The organism is Mesorhizobium sp. CA8 (assembly GCF_020164955.1).
Taxonomy (GTDB): domain Bacteria; phylum Pseudomonadota; class Alphaproteobacteria; order Rhizobiales; family Rhizobiaceae; genus Mesorhizobium.
This window is the reverse complement of sequence record NZ_JAIUHG010000032.1, coordinates 65,093-77,697: the sequence shown is the minus strand read 5'-3', so window position 1 is coordinate 77,697 and position 12,605 is coordinate 65,093. Positions and strand designations below refer to the sequence as shown.

Sequence of the window (12,605 nt, the reverse complement as noted above, 5' to 3'; positions counted from 1 at the left end):
ACCGACAGCTTCACCGCCGTCTCCTCCGACGGCACCGCCAGCCAGGTGGTCACCGTCACCATCCACGGCACCAACGATGCGCCGGCTATAGATCTGAACAGCGGAACCGTCGGCAATTCAACAAGCATCAACTACACTGCCGGGTCGGCGGCCACGGCGATCGCTCCAACTGCGACGATTACAGATATCGACTCCGCCGACTTCAACGGCGGCAAGCTCACCGTCGCAATCACAGCAAACGGCACGTCGGCCGACCAGTTGACCATCCAGAATCAAGGCACAGGCGCCGGCCAGATCGGCGTCAGCGGCAGCAACGTGACCTATGGCGGCACGGTCATCGGAACGCTCAGCGGCGGTACGAACGGGTCGAACCTCGTCATCACGTTCAACGCCAGCGCCACGCAAGCGGCGGCCGCGGCATTGGCCGACCATATCCTTTATTCCAATGCGACCAGCCCCGCCATCGCCAAGACGGTGACTTATACGTTGGTGGATGGGGACGGCACGGTCAATGGTGGAACGGACGCCGCCACCGCCTCCGCGACCATCAATGTTACGGGTAGCGACGTCACACCACCAAGTGTATCGATTAGCCACCAGCTTTCGTCGAGCCAGCAGGAGTCAACCTTCACTGTCCACGCGACGGATACTAGCGGTATTCAGAGCATCCAATTGTATGACAGCATCGGCGGGGGAGCGCCCGTTCTGATCTACACTTTCACCGCTGCGGAATTGGCTGCGGGAGCAGCGACAGGAAACTACGCGCATACATTTACTGACGGCGTGGCTCCATTCCCGGTCAGCAACTCCGTCCATCAAATAAGTGCTGTCGTCACCGACAACAGCGCGGCACACAATTCCAATACAGCGGTGGATAGCGTTACGTTCAAAACGAATGGCGGTGGCGGAAGCAGCAGCAAGTTCACTGCTCCCGTAGGCACCGCCGGCGAGCCGATCAATCTTGCGCTGACCGATCCGTCGGATGGACAGGTCGTCACCGTGACGGTGAAGGATCTGCCCTCCGGCTGGACCATCGACGGCGCCACGCAGAACGCCGACGGGTCCTGGACGGTGCAGTCCAACGCCGTGCACGCACTGACGGTCACCACGCCGGCCGACTTCGCCGGCGCGGCTGTACTCGACGTCTCGATGACCTGGACCAATGCCGACGGCACCACGGGCAGCTTGTCGATCGCAGACAATGTCGAGGCCTATGCGCCGGGGTCGCCGATCTTCGCCTGGTCGGGCGACGACGTGCTGACCGGTTCCAGCGGAAATGATCTGTTCGTCTTCTCCCAGCCGATCGGCAACGATACGGTCCACAGCTTCGACGCGGCCGCTGACCAGGTCGATCTCATCGGCTATTCCGGCTTCCAGAGCTTTGCCGACGTTCAGGCGCATATGGCCGACGATGCCAATGGCAATGCGGTGATCACGCTCGGTGACGGACAGTCGATCACGCTGGAGGGCGTGCATTCCTCCGCGCTCGGCGCCGGCAATTTCGCCTTCGACCAGACGCTGGTGGTGAACAATCCCGGCACGATGACCATTGCCGACGGCGCGTTGCTGCCGTTGAGCGGCACTATCAACAACAGCGGCCTCATCTCGCTGAATTCGACCGGCAGCGAAACACTGTTGCAGGTTATCCAGCATGGCGTGACGCTGCAGGGCGGCGGGCAGGTCGTCCTCTCCGACAGCGCCTTCAATATCGTCTCGGGCACCGGTCCGGACGTCACCCTGACCAATATCGACAACACTATCTCGGGCGCCGGTCAGCTGGGCGATGGCATGCTCGGCCTCGACAACAGGGGGATCATCATCGCCTCCGGCTCGAATGCCCTCGTCATCGACACCGGCGGCAGCGTGGTCGCCAATTCCGGCACGCTGGAGGCGACCGGTTCGGGCGGCCTGGTCGTCGCCGGCGGGGTCGCGAATTCCGGCATGCTGTGGGCCAATGGCGGCAATATCGCCATCCACGGCGCGGTCACTGGCGAGGGCGATGCCACGATCGGCAATCTGTCGAAGCTGGAATTCGGCGCAGCCTCGTCGACGGACGTGACCTTCGCGCAGAATGCGGCCGGCACGCTGGAGCTCGACGATTCCTTCGACTTCAGCGGACGGATCGGCGGCATCACCAACGACGACAAGCTGGATCTCAACGACATCCTGTTCGGCTCGGCAACGACGGCCGTCTACCAGGCGAACGCCGACGGCAGCGGCGGCACGCTGACCGTGACCGACGGCACGCACGGCGCCACGCTGCACCTGCTCGGCTCCTACGACGCGAACGGCTTCAAGGTCGCAGATGACGGCCAGGGGCATACCGTCGTGACCTATAATCCGGCCGAGTTCACGTTGACCGGCGTCGGCAGCGGAACGAGCGAGTTCGCCGTGTGACGGAAAGAGGGTGGGCCCGCAACCACGCGCGGCTCCCCCTCTTTCACCGCCGGCCGAGGATTCAAGCTTACGAATTAAGGTTTACACAAGGTTTACGAGCGGATCGCGTGGCTCGGAAGTAGGATCGGTTCCGGGCACGCAGTTTGGACAGGGGGCGGTTCTCCGCTGGGTATGTGAATCTCCAGAACAAATCTAGAATCGTGAGGGATGCGCTTCGCGCCTGCCGCCGCTATTTCCTGTTCGCGGCGGCGTTCAGCCTGGCGATCAATCTGCTTTACCTCGCATCCCCGCTCTACATGCTGCAGATCTACGACCGGGTGGTCACCAGCGGCAGCGAGACGACGCTGGTGATGCTCACCCTGGTGCTGCTCGCCGCCTTTCTGGCGCTCGCCGGTCTCGACCTCGTGCGCGCCGCGATCCTGACACGGGCCAGCGCGCGGCTCGACCGGCTGCTGTCAGCGAGGATTTTGGCGGCTTCCGTCGAGACGCCGTCACAGGGTGCTTCGCAAAGCCAGCCGATCCGCGATTTCGATACGTTCCGCCAGGTGATCACGGGCAGCGGCATCCATGCCCTGTTCGACCTGCCGTGGTCGCCCATCTATATCGGCATCATTTTCCTTCTGCATCCCTGGCTCGGCTTCTTCGCGCTCGGCTCCTCGCTGATCCTCATCGCCATGGCGGTGCTCAACGAATACATGGTGAGGACGCCGCTGAAGCAGGCCAACGACCTTGCCACGGCGAACTACAATTTCACCGAGATGAGCCTGAGGAACGCGGAGGTCATCCGCGCCATGGGCATGATGGAGGGCCTTGTTCGTCGCTGGGGGCGCGACCGCGGCATGGCGCTCCGCCGGCAGGGACAGGCCAGTGATCGGGCGGCGCTGATGTCCGGCCTGATCCGTTTCCTGCGGCTCACCATGCAGTCGCTGATCCTCGGACTGGGCGCCTATCTGGTGATCGAGCGTCAGATCACCGGAGGCTCGATGTTTGCGGCGAGCCTGCTTCTGGGTAGGGGGCTGCAGCCTGTCGAGCAGATCGTCGGGCTGTGGCGCAGCCTTATCCTGGCGCGTGCCGCGCTAGGAAGGGTTGAGAAGCTGCTTGACGGCGGCGCGCAAGGGGAACGTTCGTTCAACCTTCCCAAACCCACCGGCAAGATCGCGGTCGAACAGCTCAGTTTCGCCATTCCCAACCTGCAGAAGGTGCTGCTGCGCGATGTCTCTTTCCGGCTGGAGGCTGGCGAGGCGCTGGGTATCGTCGGCCCTTCCGGCGCCGGCAAGTCGACGCTGGCGCGTCACCTCGCCGGCATCATGCAGCCGAGCCGCGGCACGGTCAGGCTGGATGGCGCCGATCTGACGCAATGGGGGCGCGAGGCTCTCGGCGACCATATCGGCTACCTGCCGCAGGACATCGAGCTGTTTTCCGACACAGTCGCCGCTAATATCGGCCGCTTCAAGACCGATGTCGACCGCGAGGTAATCGAGGCCGCCCGGCTCGCCGGCGTGCATGAGATGATCATCCGCCTGCCGCAGGGCTACGAGACGCAGATCGGCGAGGGCGGTGCGGTGCTGTCCGGCGGTTATCGGCAACGCATCGCGCTTGCCCGTGCGGTGTTCGGCACGCCGAACCTCATCGTGCTCGATGAGCCGAGTTCCAACCTCGATGCCGATGGCGATCGCGCGCTCGCCGAATGCGCGCTGGAGCTGAAGCGCCGCGGCAGCACGGTGATCATCGTCTCGCATCGGCCCTCGACCTTGGCCAACGTCGACAAGATCCTGCTGCTCAGGGATGGCGCGGTCGAGGCCTTCGGCATGCGGAACGAGATCGTGGCGCTGCTCAACCAGCGCGCCGCGCCCATCGCGGTGGCGACCCAATGACCGACATCGCCGCAACCTATAGCCGCCTCACCGGCGCCGACGAGGCGGGCGCCAACCCCGATTCGATCCGGGCGCCGGTGTGGATCGGCCTGCTCATTATCGTCGGCTTCTTCGGCATGTTCGGCGGCTGGGCCGCGATCGCGCCGCTCAACGGCGCGGTGCTTGCCGACGCAGTGGTGAAGGTCGAGGGCAATCGTAAGAGCGTCCAGCATTTCGACGGCGGCACGGTGAGGGAAATCCGGGTCAAGGACGGCGACGTCGTCAAGGCTGGCGATGTGCTGGTCGTGCTTGACGACACGCGAGCTCGCTCCGAGTTCAACCTCTATTCCCAGCAATATGCGCTGCTGCGGGCCACCGATGCCCGCATTCGCGCAGAGATCGACGGCCATGAGGCGGTCGCCTTCCCGAAGGACATCACCGCCGAGCATCAGGCCTATCTGCAGGACGCGATGGCCAACCAGATCGCCGATCTCGAGAGCCAGCGCGCCTCGATGGCCGGCGCCAGGCAGATCCTGCAGAAGCGGATTGCCGAGCTCGACGAACAGATCGACGGCAAGGAGGCGCGCGTCGAGTCTTTCCGCGCCCAGCTCGACTCGACGATCGACGAGAAGGCCGGCCTCAACAAGCTGCTAAAGGCCGGATTGACGACGCGCACGCGTATCCTGGAGCTCGACCGCTCGGCCGCCGACCTACAGGGCCTGATCGACCAGGCGCTCGGCGAGATCGCGGGAAACCGCCAGAGCAAGGCCGAGCTCGAAAGCCAGATCGCGCAGCTCACTAACGAGCGCCGCGCAAAACTCTCGGCCATGCTGATCGATACCCAGTCGAGCCTTGCCGATCTGGTGCCGAAGATGTTTGCCGCACAGGCCACAGTGGACCGCGCCGTGGTGCATGCTCCCTATGACGGCCAGGTGATGAACCTTACGGTCTTCTCTACCGGCGCGATCGTCGCTCCCGGCCAGACTATCCTCGATATCGTGCCGGCCAGGGATTCGCTGATCGTGCAGGCCCAGGTCAAGGTCGAGGACATCGCCAGCCTGCGCGCCGACATGACGGCGGAGGTCCGCTTCACCTCCTACAAGCAGCGCACCACTCCGGTCATCCACGGTCATGTCGCCCGTATTTCCGCGGACCGTGTCACCGATGCCAAGACCGGCTTTCCCTATTACGTTGCCGATATCGCGGTGGACCCAAAGGAACTCGCCGCCGCCCCGCAGATCCAGCTCTATCCAGGCATGCCTGCCTCGGTGATGATCGTGACCGAAGAACGCACCGCTCTGGACTACATTCTGGGACCGCTGACGGCGACCTTGCACACGGCGTTCCGGCAAAAGTAGAGAGCGCACGCTCGGACTGGCCCGGGCGCTTGCTGAATGAGCTTCGTCGACGCGAAGGTCTGCCTCTGCCAGCGATCTGCTGAAGGCAGATCATCCGTTTCCATGAAGAGTTTCGGGCGCCGGCAGGCGTACGAAAGTCCCCGAGGAAGAGGCGTCGGAGGAGGTTGCGTCGAGGTGGTCCGCCGCCGAACATTTTTTGGGTGGACCTATCAAAAGATAATTGCCGAAGGCGCTTAATTCGCCAAATCGGCACTATGTGCAGTCGCATTGCAGCGCCACGCATTTGAAGGGGCCGCGGCCGAGGAGTTCCCGACGCTCCCGCTCTGCGTTTCGGGCACCGTGCGCCCGACACACTGTTTTCGCCGCCGGGCGGCGATGCTGTCGCCCCTCTCCCTTTTGATGACTCTGGGGTCAAGTGCCGCTTAGTCGCGTGTCTGCTAATGCTTCCCAACTGAAACTCATTGCAGCCAGAGAGCCGTGGAGAACGGGGCGGCGACGTGTGAGAAGGCAATGTCAACGCCGTACAATTTTTCGCAAGGCGATGCGCCGATAGATCTGCAAAGATCGTTCTGGAACAAAATGGAACACTGAAATCGGGGGGCGCGAAAAGCATCCCAGAAGCGCACGTCAATCAGAGGTCATACGACGCTGGCCCGAAAGACTGGGCCGAAATGACCTCGATATCCTTGATGTCGGCTGCGGCAATGGCTGGTTCGAGCCGGAACTTTCACGATACGGCAAGGTAACGGCGACCGACCTTTCCGACGAAGTTCTGAGTCGCGCGGCAAAGCGTTGGCTACACATCACTTTCACTGCAGGAGATTTCATGGCCCTGGACTTCGGTCGATCGACATTCGACGTGATCGTCACCCTGGAGGTTCTCTCGCACGTATTCGATCAAAAAGCCTTTGTCCGCAAACTCGCCACCCACCTTCAGCCTGGCGGTTATCTGATGCTGGCAACGCAAAACCGTCACGTACTCGAAAAGTACAATGCGATTCCACCTCCTGCGCCGGGGCAGCTGCGTCACTGGCTTTATCAGCACGAGTTGGCAGAATTGCTCGAACCCGAATTTGCGTCGCAGGAACTTTTCACGGTTTCGCCGGTGGCCCGCGTCGGAGTGATGCGGATCGTGAACTCGTGGAAGCTCAATGCGCCTGTACGCGCCCTCTTTGGCAACCGCGTGGAGCGATTCAAGGAGCGCATGGGCTTCGGGTGGACTTTGATGGCTCTCTCGAGGAAACCTTTTTAGGAGGTTGGCGACGATTGCCTGACGGGTCCAGAACCTTACCTTGGCGCTTAGGTTTCCGGAGATTTTTGCGGCAATCCAATGATGTGCGTGGGTCGTGTCCCGCGAGGTGGTGTAGCTCGGCGGTAGCCGCTCCCGAGCGCGCCCTCAACAGCGCCGTCGCGAGCGAGCGGCGCAGCGGTGGTCATCGATGTTCTTCCGTTAGGGGCGGGTTGCTGACACCAATCCCGGCGCGGCGATGGAGAATTGGAATTCGGACCGGCTGATATGCCTCAACGTTCGATGTAATCGCGCTCGAATCGGGCAAATTTTGTCAAGCCTGGTTCATCGAGCATGCGAACATTGCCTTGGCGGAATTCGAGATATTTGCGCTCGCGCAGTTCCCGCAGCATACGATTGACATGTATCGGCGTGAGTCCGAGCGCGTCGGCAAGATCGTATTGGGTGAGAGGGCATTCATAGCTGTTGCGGGTGACGGAGCCGATCCGTTCCAGACGCGCCTTCAGTTCGAGAAATAGGTGCGCCGTGCGCGCTAGGGCGCTGCGTCGTCCAACATTTGTAAGATGTTGAGCGATGACCGATCGGTGTTGCATCAGCGTTTCGAGAATAAGCGAGAAAAGATGTGACGACTTCATGGCAGCACGGGTAAATGCCTTGGTCGAAGCCACCAACACCGAAAGTTCGGTCTGGGCCACGAAAGTCTCGAGAGCACTGCCCGCGTATGACTGGGGCAGGACGATGTCGCCTGTCAGCGCAAAATCCAGGATTTGCCGTTGCCCGCCCTCGAGTTCATGGGAAATGCAACCCCAGCCCGACTCGACTATGAATACGCGGTCGCTGACCTCGCCTTGACCGACGATGACTGACTCTGCCGCATAGCGCTTCGGGGTGAACCCTAGCGCCTTGATCAAAGCAATATCGACGTCGTTGACTGCGACGTACGATGAACGTTTTTCATTCCCGCGCAAAATGGGCCGTGAAGGGTACGTCATCTACAACCCCGCCCAACCTCCTTCCCCCCAAGATAAAATGTAACCGTTCCCGGCCTGGCAGCAAGCAGATTTAGGAGATCACCAGTGGCCCTGGCGCGCGGTTTTTTGCCAAAGGTGCGTCTCAACCGTTAGGACAAGAAGGTTCATAGGCTCACAAGTCACAACGCCTCGATTAGTTCCGCGGGGAGATTGGAAGAGGCCGTTCATTTCTCATATTGGCACAGCTTACAGGCATACTAGCCCGCTTTGCAGTCAGCACACAGAGGTAGGAATACCGAATTCGCCGTAGCCCTGATATCGTAGGAGGTAGGACCTTGGTCGGGGAAGAGACCAAACTGCCGGAACCAGCTTCGCATTCTGTCGACGTCGTGCGCGCCTCGTGGAAGCAGGACCTTGGCGGAATTTTTAACCGCGCAGGCGCCGGTCGTGGCGGGCTTGGACCACTTCAGAGCAATTCCAGGAAGAAGGCGTGACGGTTTTCCGACCAGAATTGCGTGAAAACAAATAGTTAGAGCAGTTCGGATATTCGCTGAACAGCTTCAGAGTCAGCCGCAGGCGTTCCTGAGAGACGGTTTGCCCGCATCGGAATTGGCAGCGGGAAGGGTTCGACCTGTCCTCCGGTCTTATCCAGATATTGCATCAACGCCGTGACCAAGTGGTAGAAAATGCTTGCAGGGACTTCCGTCGCCGCCGACCTTCCGCGCTCGTCAATCCTGTCGACCCACAAGCCAAGCGGCGCGGGATCGATATGCCATCTGAAGAGACGGGCGACGCGCGCTTCGATCTCCGGTTTCAGGTCAGGCCCGCCGATGCCATCCAGGGCGATGGCCGCCTTAATCGCCTCGCATTGCGGCCAACTTCGGGACAGCCGGTCGAGCGGCATTCCCTGCCGCGACACCGCTGCATAAGCCAGGCCTGTGGCCCGGTTCAATCCGCTGGCGACCGCCGACGAATAGAGCTTCCTCGCAAAGGCCACGAGATCCTTCTGCCCGCTCGCCCGGGAGAAATCGACGAGGAGGGACGCCCATTCGAAATGGTGCCCCGGTTCGGTCCACTGTCCTTCGTCTCCCGGCAATGGCTGCCAATCGGCGTCGAAACGTTCGCCGAGCGTCCAGCTTTCCTGGTCGAAAAAATGGCAGCGGAAGAGATCGATGACGCGTGCCGCCCGACGCAGGTGGGCGCGGTCGCCGGTGGCGTCATGCCAGGCAAGGAAGGATTCCAGCATGTGCATGTGCGGGTTCGAGTTCCGTACCCCGTTCCAGCCAGGCGACTCGAGGAAGCCGCTCAGGGAGCCGTCCTCGAGATGAGTGTCGATGAAACAGAATGTCTCCTGCGCGAGCGGCAAGGCGTCCCGATGGCCGCACCGATGAGCATGGGCAAGCGCCAGGAGCACACAGGAATGGTCGTAGGCGTCCTCCGCCGGGTCGGCCACGCTGCCGTTGGAATTGAGAGTGCGCACCCAGCCGCCGCGGTCAGTGCGGCCGTATTTCGCGAGGAAGCCGATACCGTGGTCGATGAGACTGCCGGCCGGTCCTGCCCAGCCGCGTTCCTTCGCCACCGCGAAAGCGTAGATCTGGCGCGCCATGGTGCGCATGCGCTTGGGTTTGTCCAACGGCCTTGCGTCGAAACCGAGAGCCTCGTGGAAGCCGCCATGCACGTCGTCAACACCTGCCGTGGACCACAGGGGCAGGGTTTCGTCGAAGAGCCAATGCTCGACGCGCCTGCGCCAGGCTCCGCTGATGATGACCCGATCTTCCGACGCCGTGAACTTGGTCTCGAGTCGCCCGCTCTTCTCCAACTGCTCGACAACCTTCTTGACGTTCTGGCTCTTGCTGACGGGGGCAACGAACACCGCATCCGGCGTCGCCACCACCGCTACATGCTTCATGCCGATGACGGTCAGCAGCCTGCCCTGACTTCTAAGGTAGGAGCTGTCGCAATCCATGGCGATGACGTCGCCTATCACGACATTGCCGTCCCGGTCGGTCGGGCTGGTCTCGAGCAGCGACTGCCACGATCCAAGATCGTTCCAGCGGAAGGAAGCCGTGACCATCGCGATGTCATTCGCATGCTCCAAGACCGCGTAGTCGATCGATGTCGACGGGACGGTCGAGTAGGCGCCCTGGGGCAAGTAAATGGCCGAGACGTCGGCCCGTGCAGTCTTGACGGCGCGCTCCGCGCCTTCCCAGATGTCGGGCCTTAAGTCGAGAAATGCCTTCCGCATCGTATCGGCGCGAAACAGGAAAATGCCGGCGTTCCAGTAGAATCGTCCCGAAGACACATATTGGCGGGCCGTCTGGGCATCGGGTTTTTCGACGAAACGCGAAACGGCGGCCACGCCATCGCGTTCTTCCGAAACCTCGATGTAACCATACCCGGTTTCGGGATGTGTCGGCCTTATGCCGAATATGACGATGCTTCCGGAAGCTGCCGCCGGCCTGCCCGCCTCGACGGTTTGCCAGAATTGCGCTTCGGTCGAAATCTCATGGTCGGAGGGAACCACGAGCACAAGGGCATCCCTGCCATGTTCGGAAATCGTCTGCAGTGTGGCTATCGCAACGGCCGCGGCGGTATTGCGGCCGACAGGCTCGAAGATCAGCCGGCCGCCATTGAGGCCGAGGGGACCGATATCCGAGATGACGCGGTCGGCGTGCCGCTCGGATGCTATCAGGTGGATGGGGATCTCGCCATCCGGCCGCGCCTTGAGGCGCCGGATGGTCTTGGCCAGCATGGAGCCGTCGCCCGAAAGGTCGTGAAATTGCTTAGGATTATCTTCACGCGAGAGCGGCCACAACCGTGATCCGACGCCTCCGCTCATGACAAAACTTACGATCCGGTCCGGCATCGGCCAGTGCTCTCAGAATGTCTGGTTGTAGGCTCCGACTTCCGGATTACGGCGCAGGACGGCATCGAGGGCCTCGAACATCTCTCGACGTCGTTCGGGCGAGACGGGGCTTTCCACCACCACGACGATTTCCGGTTTGTTCGACGAGGCCCTGACCAGGCCCCAAGTACCGTCTTGGGCAACGACACGAACTCCATTCACGGTCACCAGATCAGCCAGCGGCTGGCCGGCGAACTCGGTCCCGTCCCCCTTCATTTTCGCGAATTCGCCGACAATCTTCTCGACCACGCCGTATTTCTCCTCGTCAGGGCAGTGGGGCGACATCGTCGGAGTGCCGAAGGTCAGGGGCAGATCGCGGTAAACGTCAGCAACGGTCCTGCCTGGGTTGCGGTCCAGCATCTCGCAGACAGCGATCGCTGTGACGAGCCCGTCGTCGTAGCCGCGGCCTATCGGCGGGTTAAAGAAGAAATGCCCCGACTTCTCGAAGCCAGCCATGGCATGGAGTTCGAGGACGCGTCTCTTGATGTGGGAGTGTCCGGTTTTCCAGTAATCCGTCGTTGCCCCGTTTCGCGCGAGGACGGGATCGGTCATGAAAAGTCCCGTCGACTTCACGTCCGCGACGAAAACGGACTTCGGATACAGCCCGGAGATGTCTCGCGCCAAGATGACGCCGACCTTGTCCGCGAAAATCTCGCTGCCCTCGTTGTCGACGACACCGCAGCGGTCGCCGTCGCCGTCGAAGCCGAGTCCGACATCGGCGCCCGTCGCCAGAACCTTGTCCCGGATCGCATGCAGCATCAGCAACTCCTCGGGATTGGGATTGTATCGAGGAAATGTGTGGTCGAGTTCCACGTCGAGTGGGATCACCTCGCAGCCGATGCGCTCCAGCACCTGTGGCGCGAATGCGCCGGCGGTGCCGTTGCCGCAGGCAACCACCACCCTCAGCTTTCTGCTGATCTTTTTTCCTGCGGTCAGGTCCTCGATATATGTCTCGCGAAACCCCGGCACGAATTCATAGCTTCCCCCGCCCGCTAGATCGAACTTACCGGCCAGCACGAGCGCTTTCAAGGCTGTCATCTCTGCCGGGCCGAATGTCAGAGGCCTTTGCGCCCCCATCTTCACTCCGGTCCAACCGTTCTCGTTGTGGGAGGCCGTCACCATGGCCACCGACGGTGCGTCGAGGGCGAACTGGGCGAAGTAAGCCATGGGAGAAAGCGCCAGGCCGATGTCCTTGACGCGCGCTCCGGCCGCCATCAGGCCGGAGATGAGCGCCATCTTGATGGCCATGGAATAGCTGCGGAAGTCGTGACCGGTGACGATGTCTGGACCGACTCCCATTCGGCGGATCAGAGTGCCGAGCCCCATGCCGATCGCTTGCGCGCCCATCAGGTTGAGTTCGGGCTCGTTCTCGGAGCCCGGATACCCGAACCACCAACGCGCATCGTATTCCCGGAAGCCGGTGGCCTTGACGAGGGCACTGGTTTCGAATGCGAATGTGTTTGGCTTGGCTTGGCCGACTATGTTCACGGTCCACTCCGCAATTTCCGGGCACAGTAGCATGCCGCCGGAAGCGGACCTCTTCATGAATTCGAGTAGCCCTAACGCCCTGGTTCGCGCTCCTTCATCCAATAGGAGCACGCCCGCCGATAGCCGAAAGGATGTTTTTTCCAACCGTGGGAGTTTTGTATCTGGAGAGTGCGTCCTTCTCGGGCGCTGATGAAAGGGTGGGGTGCAAGATGCCGCTGACCGCATTGAGGTCCCCGTCTCGGAAGAATGTCGAAGAAAGGCGGTTCGGTCGTCTGACTCGCGTTCTCGGGGTGATTCAGGTTGAAATCGAGAGGGACTCCGCGGAACTCCCCTGAGCGTGGAAAGGATGACGGGACATACGTTCTGGGGCCCTCGCCATTTTCC

The 12,605-nt window shown here is 61.7% G+C and carries 7 protein-coding genes; 4 read left to right on the top strand and 3 right to left on the bottom strand.

Translation table 11 applies throughout. The features are described 5' to 3' along the window. The 4 genes from LB553_RS26930 to LB553_RS26915 form a co-directional block, all read left to right on the top strand. Positions 1–2,397 (top strand): beta strand repeat-containing protein (locus LB553_RS26930; protein WP_224517798.1); only part of this gene is annotated, 2,397 nt, incomplete at its 5' end. A gap of 200 nt (positions 2,398–2,597) precedes the next feature. After that, positions 2,598–4,271, top strand: a complete 1,674-nt coding sequence (locus LB553_RS26925) for a type I secretion system permease/ATPase (RefSeq protein WP_224517796.1) — start codon at positions 2,598–2,600, stop codon at positions 4,269–4,271. Next, a complete protein-coding gene (locus LB553_RS26920; protein WP_224517794.1) occupies positions 4,268–5,608 on the top strand; it encodes an HlyD family type I secretion periplasmic adaptor subunit in 1,341 nt (446 codons plus the stop codon). The genes LB553_RS26925 and LB553_RS26920 overlap by 4 nt, the downstream gene beginning before the upstream one ends. A 553-nt stretch (positions 5,609–6,161) precedes the next feature. After that, entirely contained in the window at positions 6,162–6,860 is a 699-nt protein-coding gene (locus tag LB553_RS26915; RefSeq protein ID WP_318011539.1) for a class I SAM-dependent methyltransferase, read from the top strand. Positions 6,861–7,129: 269 nt separating this feature from the next. On the opposite strand, the gene LB553_RS26910 is transcribed toward LB553_RS26915, so the two are convergent. The 3 genes from LB553_RS26910 to LB553_RS26900 all read right to left on the bottom strand — a co-directional run bounded on the left by LB553_RS26910 (position 7,130) and on the right by LB553_RS26900 (position 12,254). Continuing rightward, entirely contained in the window at positions 7,130–7,849 is a 720-nt protein-coding gene (locus tag LB553_RS26910) for a Crp/Fnr family transcriptional regulator (protein WP_224517791.1), read from the bottom strand. Positions 7,850–8,357: 508 nt separating this feature from the next. Continuing rightward, positions 8,358–10,694: a mannose-1-phosphate guanylyltransferase/mannose-6-phosphate isomerase gene (locus tag LB553_RS26905; protein ID WP_224517789.1), complete on the bottom strand. Its 2,337-nt coding sequence runs from the start codon at positions 10,692–10,694 to the stop codon at positions 8,358–8,360. A gap of 12 nt (positions 10,695–10,706) precedes the next feature. Continuing rightward, entirely contained in the window at positions 10,707–12,254 is a 1,548-nt protein-coding gene (locus LB553_RS26900; RefSeq protein WP_224517809.1) for a phosphomannomutase/phosphoglucomutase, read from the bottom strand. Positions 12,255–12,605 lie beyond the last annotated feature (351 nt).